General features: G+C 29.0%; 17 protein-coding genes. 16 read left to right on the top strand and 1 reads right to left on the bottom strand.

Annotated elements, in window-relative coordinates:
• Positions 1-4 precede the first annotated feature (4 nt).
• From fliQ to fliN, 8 genes are read left to right on the top strand one after another with little or no spacing between them, the layout of a single operon-like run.
• On the top strand, positions 5-274 hold the full coding sequence (gene fliQ, locus CHL78_RS03165; protein WP_094368687.1) for a flagellar biosynthesis protein FliQ: 270 nt from the start codon (positions 5-7) through the stop codon (positions 272-274).
• An 8-nt stretch (positions 275-282) separates the two neighbouring features.
• Entirely contained in the window at positions 283-2103 is a 1821-nt protein-coding gene (locus CHL78_RS03170; RefSeq protein ID WP_094368688.1) for a fused FliR family export protein/FlhB family type III secretion system protein, read from the top strand.
• Between the two features lie 14 nt (positions 2104-2117).
• The gene (gene flhA, locus CHL78_RS03175; RefSeq protein WP_094368689.1) at positions 2118-4169 is read left to right on the top strand and encodes a flagellar biosynthesis protein FlhA; all 2052 of its coding nucleotides are present in this window, start codon (positions 2118-2120) and stop codon (positions 4167-4169) included.
• A gap of 18 nt (positions 4170-4187) precedes the next feature.
• A complete protein-coding gene (locus tag CHL78_RS03180) occupies positions 4188-4901 on the top strand; it encodes a sigma-70 family RNA polymerase sigma factor (RefSeq protein ID WP_094368690.1) in 714 nt (237 codons plus the stop codon).
• 17 nt (positions 4902-4918) lie between these two features.
• Entirely contained in the window at positions 4919-5689 is a 771-nt protein-coding gene (locus tag CHL78_RS03185) for a flagellar hook-basal body complex protein (protein ID WP_094368691.1), read from the top strand.
• Between the two features lie 13 nt (positions 5690-5702).
• Positions 5703-6464, top strand: coding sequence for a flagellar hook-basal body complex protein (locus CHL78_RS03190; protein WP_094368692.1), 762 nt, complete (start codon positions 5703-5705; stop codon positions 6462-6464).
• 19 nt (positions 6465-6483) lie between these two features.
• Positions 6484-7377, top strand: coding sequence for a flagellar motor switch protein FliM (locus CHL78_RS03195; protein ID WP_094368693.1), 894 nt, complete (start codon positions 6484-6486; stop codon positions 7375-7377).
• Positions 7370-7633, top strand: a complete 264-nt coding sequence (gene fliN / locus CHL78_RS03200) for a flagellar motor switch protein FliN (protein ID WP_094368694.1) — start codon at positions 7370-7372, stop codon at positions 7631-7633. Before CHL78_RS03195 ends, fliN begins: the two co-directional genes overlap by 8 nt.
• 83 nt (positions 7634-7716) lie before the next feature.
• Here the strand turns inward: fliN and CHL78_RS03205 are convergent, their stop codons facing one another.
• Positions 7717-8451 (bottom strand): helix-turn-helix transcriptional regulator, encoded by a 735-nt coding sequence (locus CHL78_RS03205; protein WP_094368695.1) that lies wholly within the window; start codon positions 8449-8451, stop codon positions 7717-7719.
• A 342-nt stretch (positions 8452-8793) separates the two neighbouring features.
• Here CHL78_RS03205 and CHL78_RS03210 point away from each other — a divergent pair, with 342 nt between their 5' ends.
• From CHL78_RS03210 to CHL78_RS03245, 8 genes are all read left to right on the top strand, one after another.
• Entirely contained in the window at positions 8794-9417 is a 624-nt protein-coding gene (locus CHL78_RS03210) for an NEAT domain-containing protein (protein ID WP_094368696.1), read from the top strand.
• Positions 9418-9975, top strand: a complete 558-nt coding sequence (locus CHL78_RS03215) for a class D sortase (RefSeq protein WP_094368697.1) — start codon at positions 9418-9420, stop codon at positions 9973-9975. It abuts the gene before it with no gap.
• 10 nt (positions 9976-9985) lie between these two features.
• Entirely contained in the window at positions 9986-10861 is an 876-nt protein-coding gene (isdE, locus tag CHL78_RS03220; RefSeq protein ID WP_094368698.1) for a heme ABC transporter substrate-binding protein IsdE, read from the top strand.
• Between the two features lie 12 nt (positions 10862-10873).
• Positions 10874-11890, top strand: a complete 1017-nt coding sequence (locus tag CHL78_RS03225; protein WP_094368699.1) for a FecCD family ABC transporter permease — start codon at positions 10874-10876, stop codon at positions 11888-11890.
• Positions 11890-12666: an ABC transporter ATP-binding protein gene (locus CHL78_RS03230; RefSeq protein ID WP_094368700.1), complete on the top strand. Its 777-nt coding sequence runs from the start codon at positions 11890-11892 to the stop codon at positions 12664-12666. Before CHL78_RS03225 ends, CHL78_RS03230 begins: the two co-directional genes overlap by 1 nt.
• A gap of 286 nt (positions 12667-12952) precedes the next feature.
• Complete coding sequence (locus tag CHL78_RS03235) at positions 12953-13240, top strand: hypothetical protein (protein WP_243446357.1); 288 nt, start codon at positions 12953-12955, stop codon at positions 13238-13240.
• Positions 13241-13396: 156 nt separating this feature from the next.
• Positions 13397-15520, top strand: a complete 2124-nt coding sequence (locus CHL78_RS03240) for a DNA topoisomerase III (protein ID WP_094368702.1) — start codon at positions 13397-13399, stop codon at positions 15518-15520.
• Between the two features lie 178 nt (positions 15521-15698).
• Complete coding sequence (locus CHL78_RS03245; RefSeq protein WP_094368703.1) at positions 15699-17684, top strand: fructose-1,6-bisphosphatase; 1986 nt, start codon at positions 15699-15701, stop codon at positions 17682-17684.
• The last annotated feature ends 155 nt before the right edge of the window (positions 17685-17839 follow it).

Below are 17839 nucleotides of genomic sequence, written 5' to 3' on the forward strand. Positions count from 1 at the left end.
AATTATGAGCGAAATTATGATTATGAGCATAATAAAAAAAGCATTATTAACGGGGATGATGGTGGCTGGACCAATCCTATTAGTTTCATTAGTCATAGGATTAATAATAAGTATTTTTCAAGCTACTACTCAAATACAAGAACAAACGCTAACTTTTGTACCGAAGTTAATTGCTATTATGTTTGTAGTAATAATAGGTGGCCCTTGGATGTTAAATAAACTAGTAATTCTTACAACAGAACTTATGAATATGATATCTGTTGTAACTAAATAGGAATAAATATGATATTTGTATTTATTAGAATAACTGCATTTTTTGTTGCCACAAATATTTTATTTCCATCAGGTACACCTAAGACTTTTAAAGTAGCCTTTTCTTTATTTTTATCTACAATAATATCACTATTATTAGATATTAATATTGATGTAAAGAGTTTAGAGAGTCTAGCTAATTACTCAATTATTGAAACGTCTACAGGATTGATTTTAGGATATATAACAAGCATTTGCTTTAATAGTTTAAAAATAGCAGGAAGATTAGTTGATCAACAAATAGGCTTATCAATGGCAAATACTTATGATCCGCATACTCAAAGTCAATCTACATTAATAGAAAACTTATTATATTGGATGGGTGTGGTAGTTTTCTTTAGTATAAATGGACATCATATGTTACTAACTGGGATACAAGAGAGCTTTAATATTATACCCATAGGAAAATTAGTAATTGATGATAGTCTTACCTACATACTAAAAATATTTGTAGATTATTTTATTATCGGATTTAAAATAGCAATACCTATAGTAGTTGCCTTGATAATTACTGAGTTAATAATGGGAATGATATCGAGAAGTGTTCCACAGTTTAATGTGATGATTGTTGGTATGCCTGTAAAAATGTTGGTTGGAGTAGCTGTTATTATTACAGTACTTCCATTTGTTCTAAAAGAATTACATAATTTATTCAATCAACTTCCTAATATATTGGATGGGAGTTTTGCACTAAATTCTGAAATGTTATTTCCAATAGGAGTATTTTTATCAACAGGAGACAAAACAGAAGAAGCTACGGAGAAGAAGAAAAAAGATGAGAGAAAAAAAGGAAATGTAGCAAAAAGTAAAGAGGTGGTGACTGCACTTACATTAGCAGGTGTGGTTTTAGTCGTTTATACTATGTCAGACTTTATTATTAATGAAATTAAGATACTTATTGTAGATTTTTTAGTTATGGATTTTAGCACTAGTGTTAGTTATAAAACAATTGAAGCGATATCAACAAAAGCTTGTATAACATTTGCTAAAATATTTTTGCCTATAGGAATTGGAATTTTAATACTTGGTATAATTGCAAATGTAATTCAAAGTGGATTATTACTATCAAATGAAGGTCTTAAGCCTAAGCTATCAAAGATTAATCCAATAAGTGGCTTAAAAAATATGTTTTCTATGAAAGCTTTAGGAACAATGATTAAAAGTATATTGGTCATAGTGGTTCTTGGATATGTAGGCTTTTCATTTGCTAAAGAAAATTACAATGCTATTTTGAACACTGGTGATATTTACTTTCCATATTTAATGACGTCTGTAATAAATATTATAAAGAAATTATTAGGAGATATACTTTTAGTAGTAGTAATAATTGCTGTACTAGATTATGTATATCAGAAGTATTCACATAAGAAGCAACTGAAGATGACAAAGCAAGAAATAAGAGAAGAGTATAAACAGATGGAGGGAGACCCTCAAATAAAATCAAAGATAAGACAAAAACAAAGACAAATGGCAACTCAAAGGATGATGCAATCAGTGCCAGAATCTACTGTTATACTAACAAATCCTACACATTTATCTATAGCTATTAGATATGAAAAAGGAAAGGATACTACACCAATAGTAGTTGCAAAGGGTGCTGATCTTATTGCATTAAAGATAAGAGAAATTGCAAAGGAACATGATATACCAATTATTGAAAATAAACCTTTAGCGAGAATGATTTATAAAAAGGTAGATATAGATAAAGAAATTCCATCAGATATGTATCAAGCAGTGGCAGAAGTATTAGTAGCTGTTTATAAAATAAAAAATCAATACAAGAAGCTATAGTAGAGAGGGTTTTAATGGATAAGTTAAATATAAAAAAAAGATTTGATATACTAGTAGGATTTGGGGTAATAGGAATCGTTTTAATGATTATAATACCGCTACCACCTTTTATGTTAGATATGTTATTGGCACTTAATATAAGTTTTTCTGTATTAATATTACTTTTAACACTGTTTTCAACAAATATACTACAGCTATCGATATTTCCGACAATATTGTTAGTTACAACTTTATTTAGATTAGGTCTTAATATATCCTCAACTAGACTTATTCTAGGTGAAGGTTATGCAGGTAGTATAATTGAGTCTTTTGGTAGTTTTGTTGTAAGAGGAAACTATGTTGTAGGTATAATCATTTTCTTAATAATAGTAATTATACAGTTTGTAGTAATAACTAATGGTTCAAGTAGAGTATCGGAAGTTTCAGCAAGATTCACTTTAGATGCTATGCCAGGAAAACAAATGAGTGTAGATGCAGATTTAAATGCGGGGATGATTGATGAAAAGACAGCAAGAAAAAGAAGAAGAGAATTACAACAAGAAGCAGACTTCTATGGATCGATGGATGGAGCTTCAAAGTTTGTAAAAGGAGATGCAATTGCAGGTATAATTGTAACTACTATAAATATGATAGGCGGAATAATTATTGGCGTGATTATGCTTGATATGAGTTTTTCAGATGCTAGCCAAACGTATATAAGGCTTACTATTGGGGATGGTTTAGTAAGTCAGATTCCAGCTCTTTTAATATCAACCTCTGCAGGAATACTAGTTACTAGAGCTGATAGTGACGATAATTTTGGAAATTTACTAGGTAAACAGTTAACATCTGCGCCAAATGCCATTATGATGACTGGTGCGGTGTTATTTATATTAGGCCTTATGCCTGGACTACCAAAGCTATCATTTTTCACATTGGCATTGGCATGTATATTAATAGGTTACTTTTTAGCCAAAGATGAGAACAAAGAGAATATAGAAATAGATGAAGGAAATGAAGAAGATCAAGTACAGAGCACAAATACTCTAGAAGATGTGTCTACATTGATTAATGTAGAGCCTCTTGAAATAGAAATTGGGTATGGACTGATTCCTTTAGCTGATGAGAGTAGTGGAGGCGATTTATTACAACGAATTGTTTCTGTAAGAAGACAGTGCGCAATAGACATGGGAATAGTTGTACAGCCAATAAGAATAAGGGATAACCTTCAACTAAATCCAAATCAATACGCTATAAAAATCAGAGGAAATGCTGTTGCTATATATGATATGATGCCAACTATGCTTCTATGTATGGATCCTATGGGACTAGGTCTTGATATGGAAGGAATAAAAGCAATAGAGCCTAGTTTTGGTCTAGAAGCAGTATGGATAAAAAATGACCAAGTAGAAGAAGCGGAATTAAAAGGATATACAATAGTAGACCCATCTACCATACTAGTTACACATTTATTAGAAGTTATAAAGTCTAGATCTTACGAATTAATGGGTAGAGAAGAAGTGAAAATAATTATTGATGCAACTAAGGAGAATTATAGTGTTATTGTAGATGAACTAATACCTGATTTAATGACTTTAGGAGAAGTTCAAAAAGTATTACAAAATCTTTTAAAAGAAAAAGTATCAATAAAGGATAGGGTAACAATACTAGAAACCTTAGCTGATAATGCAAGAAATACTAAAGATATTGAACTTTTAACAGAATATGTGAGAATAGCATTAAGTAGGAGTATATGTAATGACCTAGTAGATTCGAATAAGTACCTTACTGTTGCCACTCTTTCCAATGAAGTAGAGAGTTTGATTTCTAATAATTTACAAAGATCTATAAATGGAACCTACCCAGCTGTAGATCCAGAAAGTACAAATAGAATATTCACAAAGATACAAAGTATAAGTGAAGAGATAGAATTTAATAATAACAGACCAATAATAGTTGTATCACCAAAGATAAGAGCACCGTTTAGAAGATTGGTAGAAATGGTATTCCCGAATATAACCATATTATCACTAAATGAAATACCTAATGATGTTCAAATTAGAACACAAGGTGTGGTCAACATATAATAAGGAGGAATGATTTAATTGTGCCTAGTAAATAAAGAAGAGCTTATATTACAAAATATACCTTTGGTTAAGCATATAGCATCTAAATATTATACAGGAAAAATCGGTATGGACTATGAAGACTTGGTAAGCTATGGAGTCATGGGATTAATCGATGCAAGTAACAAATTTGATGCTAATAGAGGTGCTAAATTTTCTACATATGCTTCATTGAGAATAAAATCCTACATAATTGATGAAATAAGAAGAGCTTCGCCAATATCCAGAGGTGATATTGCTAAAATGAATGAATATAATAGAGCAGTTGAAAAATTACAAAATATTCTTTTTAGAGAGCCGTCAGAAGAAGAGGTTGCGAAAGAATTAAATCTGTCTCTAAAAGAAGTTAATCATATAGAAGGTAAAATATATTTACTAAGTACAACCTCTCTAGATACAGTTATTTTTGAAGAGGATAGTGATATTAGATTAATGGATACTATTAAAGCGAGTGATAGTCTATCTCCAAGTAACATAATAGAAAATGAAGAAAAATTAGAAATACTATCTAAGGCTATAGATAAATTAAAAGAAAGAGATCGATTAATTCTATCGCTATATTACTATGAAGAAATGAGCTTGAAGGAGATAGGGTTGACGCTTGGAATTTCTGAATCTCGTGTATCTCAAATACATAGTAGAGCAATCATTAATCTTAGAAATACAATAAATAAGCTTGATTATATAGCTTAAATTTTGGAGGGAAATAGATGTTAAGAGGTATGTATTCATCAGTATCTGCTATGATAAATTTGCAATCAAAGCAAAGTATAATAACAAATAATATAGCGAATGTTAACACAAATGGATATAAGTCAGAAAAATTGATATCTAAAAGTTTTGATGATATGACAATAACTAATAATGATAAATATATTGGAGGAAAATCAACTTCTCAGACTATAGGAACACTTAATCTAGGAGTTAGTATAGACGAAACAATAACAAATTTCTCTCAAGGATCATTTACAGAAACAAATAATAAGTCAGATTTCGCAATAGATGGAAAAGGATTTTTTACTGTAAGAGGAAGTGATGGAAATATGTATTATACAAGAGACGGATCATTTAAAGTAAATAGTCAAGGATATTTGGTCACTAGTTCTGGGCATGAAGTGATGGGTAAAAATACGACTACAGGAGTGAATGAAGCAATATATATTGGTAATTCTAATATTTCCCTAGACAGTAATAATATCTTGAATTTAGATGGAACTTCTAGATATAAATTTAATATAGCGGATTTTAATGATTATACAAACTTGCAAAAGGTTGGGGAAAATCTTTACTCTGGTCAAGGAGTAAATAATACAAACAATTATAATATAAAGCAAGGATATAAGGAAGGATCAAATGTAAATATAATAAATGATACATCAGAGTTGATGTCAAATATGAGAGCATTTGAAGCTAATCAGAAAATAGTACAAACTATGGATTCTACTTTAAACAAGATTGCAAATGAAATAGGAAGAGTGTAGACAGGGGGATAATATGTACAACATACTACATAACAGTAAATCGGGTATGTCAGCCAGCCAAAGTAAGATGGATATAATCTCAAATAATATAGTAAATGCAAATAGTACGGGATATAAAAGGCTTGAAATGGATTTTCAAGAATTAATAACAGAGACCTTATACAAAGATTCCTATCCTACAAACTCACTAAAGTCACTGACAGGTACTGGTGTTAGAGCAAGTAATGAGTTTAGAAATTTTGAACAAGGATCACTAAGAAACACAGATATAAAAAGTAACTTAGCGATAGATGGAGAAGGTTTCTTTAGGATTATAAGAAATGATGGAAGCTATGCTTATACAAGAAATGGAGAATTTAATATAGACTCTTTAGGTAAGTTAGTTGATGATAGTGGTAATATTCTAGAAGTAAATTTTGAAAATGGATATAGCTATGATAATTCTAATCTTACAAAGGAAAGCTTGAGTATAAATAATCAAGGTGAAGTATTTTCTAATAATATTAAAGTAGGGAATATTAATCTTTACACTTCCACAGGAGAAAATGATTTTATATCTATAGGAGGAAGCTTATATTCACCCAAAGATATTACTAACATAAGGAAAAGTAATAATACTAATATTTTGCAAGGATATATTGAAATGTCTAATGTGAACATGCAAAAAGAAATGACAGATATGATAATTATACAAAGAGCTTTCCAGTTTAATAGTAAAGGAATACAAGCAGCAGATGATATGTGGTCTATGGTAAATAATCTACAGTCAAGATAATATAGAGAGGAAAGTAATAATGGGAGTAGTTAAAATATATGATTTTAAAAAAAATCAAAAATTTTCAGCAGAAAATATAAGTGTTCTAACGTTACTATGTGAAGAATTTTGTAAAACATCTAATATCCAGCTCAACTACGAGTTAAAACATCAAAATGTTAAACTAAACATAAATAGAGCACAGCAAATTAGTTATGGAGATTTTTTAGATAGTATAGAAAGTAAATCTATTTTAGCAGAGTATGAAATGTATCCAATGATACAAAATATGATATTTAGTTTAGATAAACATGTTTCCCTAATACTTATTGATTTAGTTTCAGGCGGAGATGGAAAGGTTGATGATTTAAATAGAGATTTGACTGATATAGATAGAGCTTTACTAAAGTATCTAATAGACGGATTACTAAAAAGAATGTATACTCCTGAGAATTTAGAAACTGCAAAGGTAGTTAACATATACAACAATAAAGCACAGTTTCAAGGGATAAATATTAAAGAATCAATATTTATATGTGATATGACGGTAACCTTAGGTACTACTATAGTAGGTAGAATTAATTTATGTATACCATATGGAAGTATGGAGCCTATTTTAGAGGAGTTATTAGCAAAGAAAATTTCTGCATCAAAAAATAATGACAGCTCGGATGATATGGAAGGAGCAATGTTTAATAATATACAGGAAGTAAAACTTGATGTTATTGCTATACTGGGTCAAGCAAAATTAAGTGTAAATGATTTATTAAATACGGAAGAAGGAGATATAATTTTATTAAATCAAAAAATTAGTAATGATATAGATATAAATGTAGGAAGTTCAAAAACATTTAGAGGTAGACCAGGACTAGTTGGAAATAAGAAAGGTGCAATAATAAATGATTCAATAAAAGGAGAAAGACGAAATGACTGAAAAAATATCTAGAATATTAGATATACCATTAGAGATAACAGCATTACTAGGTAAAACTAAGATGAATTTAAAAGATATAATAGAACTAGGTAAAGGATCAATAATAGAACTTGATACTTTAGCTGACCAAGAAGTTGAAATTCTTGTAAATGGCAAGAAGATAGCATACGGACAAGTTGTTATAGTTGAACAAAATTTTGGAGTCAGAATAACAAGCATATTAGATGAAGAAGAGCTAGTTAAGACTATAGCATAGTATATTATAAGTAAATATAAACTGAAAAAATAGTGCTAATATTTAAGATTTAGCACTATTTTTTTATAATAGTATAAATTAATTTATTTATTTAAATATGTTAAAGACCTATATTGAGACGGGCTTTGGTTTGCAAATTTTTTAAATACAGTACTGTAATAGTTTTGGTTATTAAATCCTACTGATACTGCAACATCAAGTAAACTTAAGTTTGTATCTGATAAAAGCATTTTGCTTTTTTCAACTCTAAAATTATTTAAAAAATTAGAGAATGTAGTTCCTGTATATTTTTTAAATAAGCTACAAAAATAACATTTATTAATATCCATATGATTACATAAAGATTCAATAGTTATTTCATCGTAATAATTAGAATGTATATATTCTATAGCCTTTCTTACATAAGGGTTAGATGAAGGCCTGTTTAACCCCTGATTAAACTTATCATCTGATATATCTAAAATTAAATTCGATAAATAATTAGCGCATATGGATGGTTTATATAAAACCTTTGTATTAAATTTATTACTAATTATATTAGTCCTAAAAGGTCCTATAATAAAAAATCCTCTACCTCTATTAAATTTAGAAATACTTACAATTCTATAGTAAATATCATTTTGTAGTTCTAGATTTAAATTTAAGAAGCTTCCTTCAAATGAAGTAATTTGCTTCCCTATATCATCAGATGGATATATATGGTCAAAATAATCATCATATCCTATCTTGTGTATATCTACTAAATCATAATCAATTGCTTTCACAGGTACATTACAGCAACTGTAAAAATCTTTCAAAATCGAAAAAATAAAATCCATGTACTCTCTCCTAAAATCTTTTATAAATATATTGTAAAAATAAAAATATACTTAAAAAATATTGGTAATAAAAATGTATAATTAAGTTGTTAATGAAAATCAATATCATATAATAAATATAGTTATTTTGTAAAAAAAAGTCAAGAATTATTAAAAATTTAGTAACACTTAAGGGAATTGTAATGGCCAAATATGTAAGTCTTAAAGTTAAATTTAACAAAAATACAATTAGTACTAGATGAGAATGGTTCATTATTATGTTCGGAAATGGTACAACGTCTGTATTAGGAACTGTGACAATATATTTAGTACTGTGTAGAAAGAAAAGAAGGTAGGTAAAATATGAAAAAATTATATACAAATATAGCAAAACTATTCTCACTTGCGATTGTGAGTGTGATGATTTTATCAAGTGGATTTACTTATGCAGATGAAATTAAAACAATAGAAAGCGGTATATATCAACTAAACAATGATGTAAACTATGATGGCGCAGAAATTGGTATGACAATGGCAAGAAGTTATACTAATGAAGTTATGAATTTAGAGTATACAAAAGAAAAGAAAAGCTACACTATAGAGTTCTTAGGAACTGATTATATGGAAAATTATAGAATAGCTGTAAATGATAAAGAAGTAGAAGTTGAAGTAGTTGAAGCTAATGAAGAAGCTAACGCAATAAAATTAAAGTTTGATATAAATGATGTAAATGATAAGATAGTAGCTAAAATATATGTAGATGCTATGGGAAGAGATGTTGAATTTGAAATTATACCTAAAGTAGATACATTAAACTTAATAGAAAAAATCGAAGAACTAGAAGAAAAAGTTGAAGAAGCAAAAGAAACAACTACAAAAGAGGATGAAACTACTGAAGAAAAGTCTGGCGGTTCACCCGTAGTTATTGCTGTAGGTGTAGTAATGATAGTTGGAGCAATAGTAGTTATGAAAAGGAAAAAGAAATAGATGAAAAAGGTATCTAAAATTCTAGTTACTATGGGCCTAATATTAATATTAGGCTCAGCTTCTTTAAATATATATACAAAGTATAAAGAAAGCCAGGCCAAAAATAAATTCACAGAAAAAATTAGTGAAGTTAGTGATTCAGTTACTGAGGACGTCAAATTAGGAGATGAGATAGCACTAATAGATATAGAATCTATTAATTTAAGCTCTGTAATAGTGAGTGGAATAAATAAAGAGCAAATAAGATATTATGTTGGTCACTTTGAAAATACACCTATGCCAGGAGAAAATGGTAATTTTTCTATAGCAGGACATAGAAGTACTATATATAATCAAGTATTTAATAACATAGACAAATTAAATAAAGGTGATGAAATTGTTGTAACAAGTACCAATGGAAAGTTCACTTATGAAGTAAATGAGATATTTGAGACAGAAGCTACTAATATGAGCGTGCTAAACCAAGATAATGAAATAAAAGAGATGACAATAGTAACTTGTACTAAAACAGGTAAGGAAAGAGTTATAGTAAAAGCAATTCTAAAAGAAGAAGTATAGGGAGACAAAAATGAAATTAAAAAAGATTATGTTAAGTGCACTTATGTTGACTATGATGGCTTCAGTAGCGGGATGCTCATCAGCAGAAGGTGCGAAAAATAATGATAAAAATGAAGGAGAAACTGTAATAGCTACCTCAGTAGCTGTAGTTGAGATATTAGATAAATTAGGGGTTAAGGTAGATGGCGTTCCAAATACTTCATATGAACTACCAGAAAGTTGTAAAGATGCTATAAAAGTAGGAAATCCAATGAACCCCGATTTAGAAATAATTAAATCACTTAATCCTAAAATTGTTGTATCTGTAGATACTCTAGGGCAAGATTTTATGGATATGTTTACAGAAAATAATATACCAAGTGAATTTATTGATTTAACAAGTTTAGAAGGATTAAAGGAAAGTATAGAATCACTTGGAAAAACTTTTAATAAAGAAGAATCAGCAAAATCCATATTAGAAGAACTAGCTACAAAAGAAAAAGAATTAGCATCAAAGTCTGAAGGAAAAGAAAAACCGAATGTACTTACTGTATTTGGTGCTCCAGGTACTATGATGTTAGGTACTAGCAAATCTTACATAGGAAATTTAGTACAATTAGCAGGTGGAGAAAATGCACTAGAAAGTAACACATCATCATTTTTACCAATAAATAAAGAGGAACTGATTAACTTAGATCCAGATGTAATAGTAGTTATGACCCATGCTGACCCAGAAAATTCTAAACAAATGGTAGAAGAAGCTTTTAATAGTGACACAGCGTGGAAAAACCTAAGTGCAGTTAAAAATAATAAAATACATTACCTAGAAAACAATTACTTTGGAATGAGTGCTAATTTAAAAGTAATAGAAGCTTTAGATAAAATGCATAAAATGATTTATGAATAAAAGAGGGAAATTATGATTGCAGAAAAGAAGAAACTAAGAGAATTAAAATATACAAAAAATACTAAATTAAGTTTAATAATAATATCTACATTGATACTATTAGGATTATTTATACTAGCTATGAAAATCGGAAGTATAAATATAGGAGTCAAGGAATTAGTAGTAGGGATATTAACAAACGTTGATGAAGCAAAAATAAATATAATTAGAGATTTAAGAATGCCTAGAGTAATTGCAGCAATTTTAATAGGAGCTAATTTATCTGTAGCAGGAGTATTACTACAGGCGATAATAAGAAATCCTCTTGCAGATCCATCTGTCACAGGGATCTCAGCAGGTGCTAGTTTGGCGTCTGTAATAATTTTATTATTTGCTCCTCAATTAAATACAATGAGACCTTTATTTGGATTTGTAGGTGGATTAGTAGCTTGTACAATAGTATATTCTATAGCTTATAAAAAGGGGCTATCTCCAATAAGAATAGTGCTATCTGGTATTGCAGTAAATGCTATGTTAGCTGCTATGACTAGTATGTCAAATATGATAGGATCAAATAATTCAAGTGCAATTCAACTTTGGTTAAGTGGCAGCTTGGCCAATATAACATGGATGGATGTTAGACTATTATCTATATATTCATTAATAGGTTATATAGGAGCATTCCTATTATACAGATCTTGTGATGTCCTAGTACTAGGAGAAAAAAATGCAAAAAGCTTAGGTTTTAACTATGATTTACAGATGATTCTAATTTGTTTAGTTGCTGTATTTTTAGCATCTACTGCAACAGCAGTAGGAGGGATAATAGCATTTGTAGGACTTGTGGTTCCTCATATATGTAGAATTATTATTGGATCAGGACATAAATATTTAATACCATTTAGTATAACTGTAGGTGGAATACTTCTTTTAGTAGCAGATACATTGGCTAGATCTGCTTTTAAGCCAGTGGAAGTTCCAGTTGGTATGGTAATGGCCGTAATAGGTGGACCAGTATTTTTATATCTACTTAGAAGGAGTGATGTATAATGATATCTGCAAAAAATATAGAGTTTTCTTACTGCTCTCATAAAGAATTTATAAAAAATCTTAATTTAGAAATAAAACCAGGTGAAATAACTACAATAATTGGGCCTAACGGAAGTGGTAAGTCGACACTTTTAAATATATTATGTGGTATAAATAAACCTAAAAGTGGTGAGCTATATTTATATAGAGACAGTTATAAGAACTTAAAATATAAAGATATAGCAAAAAAAATAGCAACAGTACATCAACAAAATGCAGTACCTGAGGATATAAGTGTAGAAGAATTAATTGCTTATGGAAGGATTCCTCACAGAAAATACTTCCAAAAAACTAATACAGATGATAAAGAAATAGTAGAATGGGCAATAGAGTCTACAAACTTGCATAAATATAGAAACAAAAAAGTCATGGAATTATCAGGAGGAGAGCGTCAAAGAGTATTTATCTCTATGGCATTAGCTCAAAAACCAGAGGTATTATTCTTAGATGAACCAACAACTTATCTAGATATTTTTCATCAAATAGAAATACTAGAATTAGTAAGTAAGCTTAATAAAGAGAATAATATTACTGTTGTTATGGTACTTCATGATATTAATCAAGCTATAAAATATAGCCATAATATTGTAATAATGAAAAATGGAAAATTAATAAAAGAAGGAATACCAGAACAAATTATTAATATAAATCTTTTAAAAGAGGTGTATAAAGTTGAAGGTATAGTAAATGCTACTGAGGACGATGAAATGTATTTTATACCTACAAAAGTATGCTAAGAACTAAGCTTGTAATAAATTATAGACTAGATTGTAAAAGAGGTGTACTCTAATTGAGTATACCTCTTATTTGTATTTTATATTGCAGGAAATTTACTTTGAAGTTTATCGGAATTGTAACTAGAAGAGATTTTTACTCAATACTTATAATTATTACTATTGGTTATTTTATATTTATGATAAAATGTGATATAGGTATTTATATAATAAGAAGTAATAATTGAGTATAATATACAAATATGGGTAAAGATTAACTAATATAAAGTTTTAAGGAGAGTTGATTAATATGGACATAACATTAGCAAATTCAGCGAAAGTAGAAATAGATAAGTTACTTAAAGAAAGTAACTATGAATATATTAGAATTATTACTAGATGTGTTACAATGCATGATGATGCAAAAGTAGATTTAATAATAGATGATATAAAAGAAGATGATAAATTATTTGAAATTGATGGCTATAAGATTATCATAAACTCAATTTTTGCTGCTCAAATAGCTAGTCTTGTTATATCTTATGGTGGGCTTATGAGTAGAGACCAATTCTCTGTATATGCAGACTTCGAATATTAAAATAAAAGATAAAATAATTAAGGCTATAGTTAAAGATTAACTATAGCCTTAATTATAAAAAGAAAAATATGATACAATGAGTTAGGTTATAAAATATCAAGTTGATTTTAAGATATTAAATTTAAATAAAATAGAAATAGAAGGAATGGGATTTATATGAAAAAAATATTAGTTCTAGCAGAAAAACCATCAGTTGGAAGGGATATTGCTAGAGTTTTAGGATGTAAAAGCGAAAAGAATGGATATATTGAAGGATCAAAATATATAGTAACTTGGGCATTAGGTCATTTGGTGACATTAGCAGATCCAGAGGGATATGGAGAGAAATATAAGTCTTGGAATATGGAGGACTTGCCAATACTTCCAAAACATTTAAAGACTGTAGTAATAAAAAAAAGTAGCAAGCAGTTTAACACAGTTAAAGCTCAAATGAATAGAGATGATGTATCTGAAATTATAATAGCAACTGATGCGGGTCGTGAAGGTGAGCTTGTTGCAAGATGGATAATAGAAAAAGCTCATGTAGACAAAAAGCCTTTAAAGCGTCTTTGGATTTCGTCAAGTACAGACAAAGCAATAAGAGATGGATTCAATAACTTAAAGGAAGCTAAAGAGTATGAAAATCTATATTACTCTGCTATAGCAAGGTCAGAAGCTGACTGGATAGTTGGAATTAATGCAACTCGTGCGCTTACAACTAAACATAATGCCCAACTTTCATGTGGTAGAGTTCAAACTCCCACTATAGGAATGATACTAAATAGAGAAGAAGAGATTCGAAACTTTACTCCAAAGGAATATTACGGTATAGAGATAAATGCTGTAAAAGGCAATAGTAATATAAAGTTAATTTGGAATGATAAGAAAAATAATAGTACATCGACTTTCAATAAAGAAAGAGCTGAAGTTATAAGAAAAAATATTGAGGATAAAGAAGCTAAAATAATTGAAGTAACAAAAAGTGATAAAAAGAAATACTCACCAGCTCTTTATGACTTAACTGAGCTTCAAAGAGATGCTAATAAAATATTTGGATATTCTGCAAAAGAAACTTTATCAATAATGCAAAAATTATACGAACATCATAAAGTGCTAACTTATCCAAGAACGGATTCAAGATATTTAACAAGTGATATAGTAGAAACTTTAAAAGACAGAATAAAAGCTGTTAATGTTAGTGATTACTCTAAAGTTTGCAATAAACTACTTAAAAATACTATAAAGAGTAATAAATCATTTGTAGATAATTCAAAAGTAAGTGACCATCATGCTATTATTCCAACTGAAGAAAAAGTATTTCTAGGTGATTTAAGTGAGAAAGAAAGAAAAATTTATGATCTTGTAGTTAAAAGATTTTTAAGTGTACTTTGCCCTCCTTTTGAATATATTCAAACAACTATCAAGGCCGAGGTAAAAGAGGAGATATTTGTAGCAAAGGGGAATAAAATAGTCAGCCTAGGATGGAAGGAAACGTATAAAGACTTAGATGATAATGAGACTTATGAAACTATACCAACTATAAATACAGGTGATATATTAAAAATAAGCAAAGTATATATTAATACTGGAAAAACGAATCCACCAGCATATTTAAATGAAGGAACACTTCTGACAGCTATGGAAAAAAATAACCTTGGAACTGTTGCAACAAGAGCAGATATAATTGAAAAAATATTTAATTCTTTTTTAGTTGAGAAAAAGGGTAAAGATATTCACATAACTTCAAAAGGAAGACAATTATTAGAACTAGTTCCAAAGGATTTAAAGACTCCGGAACTTACATCATCATGGGAGAAAAAGCTTCAAGATATATCAAGTGGTAAACTAAACAAAAATGTATTTATAAATGATATGAAAGAGTATTCTAAAAATATAGTTAAAGAAGTTAAAAATAGTGACAGTAAGTTTAAACATGATAACCTAACTAAAAATAAATGCCCTGAATGCGGAAAGTTTATGCTTGAAGTAAATGGTAAAAGAGGTAAAATGCTAGTATGTGAAGATCGAGAATGTAATACTAGAAAGACTGTATCTCAAACTACAAATTCAAGATGTCCAAATTGTCACAAAAAACTTGAACTTCGAGGTGAAGGTGAGTCAAGAACTTTTGTATGTGCTTGTGGTCATAGAGAAAAATTGTCATCATTTAATAAAAGAAAACAAGAAGAAAAGAAAAAAGCATCTAAGAACGATGTAAATAAATATTTAAAGAAACAAAATAATAATCAAGAAAGTTTTAATAATCCTTTTGCTGAAGCTTTAGCGAAATTAAAAAAATAATGGATTTATTAAAATAGCCTCAATAGATAGCCTATTTAAGTCAATCTATTGAGGCTATTTTACTTATTTTGATATTTGTTTTTAAAATAGCTGTTATTTATAAAGCGTATAACTTGTAGTATAATATTATTATATAAATGTGGATAGTAAAACTAGTAAATCGCAAGGAGGAATTAGAATGAAAAATCTATCAAATATTACTGATGAAGAAATAGAGAGCAAATTGAAATATTTAAAGCTATTATCAAAACAATATCCTAATATATCAAAAACTTGTACGGAAATAGTTAATCTAGAGGCAATTCTTCACTTACCAAAAGGAACAGAACATTTTTTAACTGATATTCATGGAGAACATGAACCATTTGTACATGTATTAAAAAATGGATCAGGAGTTATAAAAAGAAAGATAGAAGAGATTTTTGGAAACTCACTAAGGGAATCTGAGAAAAGAAGTTTGGCAACATTGGTATACTACCCAGAACAAAAACTAGAAATTGTAATTAAAGAAGAAGAAAGCATGGATGATTGGTATAGGATAAATTTATATAGACTTATACAACTTTGTGGACATGCATCATCTAAGTACACTAGGTCTAAGGTAAGAAAATTACTACCAGAGGATTTTAGATATGTTATAGAAGAGTTATTACACGAGGATATTAATGGAACTCATAAGCAAGAATATTATGAGAGTATAATATCAACTCTTATAGATATAGATAGAGCAAAGGATTTTATAATTACTATATCAAAAGCTATACAAAGATTAGTAGTAGATAAATTACATATTCTAGGAGATATATATGATAGAGGGCCTAGACCAGATATAATAGTTGATAAACTTATGGACTATCATTCGGTCGATATCCAATGGGGGAACCATGATATATTATGGATGGGTGCTGCAGCTGGAGAGAAGACTTGTATAGCAAATGCTCTTAGAATATCAGCTAGGTATTCTAATTTAGATATAGTAGAAGATATTTATGGAATAAATTTACTTCCACTTGCGACATTTGCACTGAATGTATATAAAGATGATCCTTGCGAAGCTTTTATGCCTAAAGAGAGTGGAGAGGATGTGAGTACAACCGAAAAATCATTAATAGCAAAAATGCATAAGGCTATTAGTATAATTCAATTTAAATTAGAAGGAAAAATAATAAATAGAAGACCGGAATTTTGTATGGATCATAGAATTATGCCTACGAAAATAAATTATGAAGATGGAGCAATTACATTAAAGGGTAAAACATATAAGTTAAAAGATACAAACTTCCCAACTATAGACCCTAAAGATCCATGTAAGCTTACAGATGAAGAAAATATTGTAATAGATAAAATAGCCTCATCTTTTAGAAATAGTGAAAAATTACAAAAGCATATAACTTTTTTATTCTCAAAGGGAAGTATGTATTTAGCGTGCAACTCAAATATATTATTTCATGCATGCATACCGCTTAATGAAGATGGAAGCTTTAAGAGTATGAAAATTAAAGGTATTGAGTACAAAGGAAGAAGATTATTAGAAAAGATGGAAGCTATTGCGAGGGAAGGATACTTCTATAAAAAGAATACACCTGAAAAAACTTATGGCATGGATATGATGTGGTATTTATGGACGGGATCTGTTTCTCCGCTTTTCGGAAAAGATGATATGACGACTTTTGAAAGATATTTTGTTGCCGATAAGAGTACACATAAGGAAAATAAAAATCCATACTTTAAGCTAAGAGATAATGAAGATATGTGTGACATGATAATAAAGGAATTTGGATTAGACCCAGATGAATCTCATATTATAAATGGTCATATGCCAGTTGAAGAAAAGAAAGGTGAAAGTCCAATAAAATCTGGAGGAAAGTTATTAGTTATAGATGGTGGGTTCTCAAAGGCATATCAAAATAAGACTGGATTAGCCGGATATACACTTATTTATAACTCTCAAAGTTTACAATTAGTATCTCATCAGCCATTCACATCAGCTGAAGCAGCTATAGTTGAAGAAAGTGATATATTATCAACTACTACTGTTGTTGAGCATAAAGTAAATAGAAGGCGTGTAATGGATACTGATATAGGCATTGAGATTAAACACCAAATAGATGATTTAAAACTATTATTATTAGCTTATAGAAAAGGTCTAATAAAAGAAGACTAGTATAAAATAAATAGGGATATTGGTTATTATAATATTAAAATTACCAATATCTCTATTTTTATAAACCTATATAATACACCCGAATAACTACATTGGATAGATAAATAAAACTACTTGACTATTGTGTATTAATGAAAAATTTATGTAAAGTTAGA

The organism is Romboutsia weinsteinii (assembly GCF_002250835.2).
GTDB classification, from domain to species: Bacteria; Bacillota; Clostridia; order Peptostreptococcales; family Peptostreptococcaceae; genus Romboutsia_A; species Romboutsia_A weinsteinii.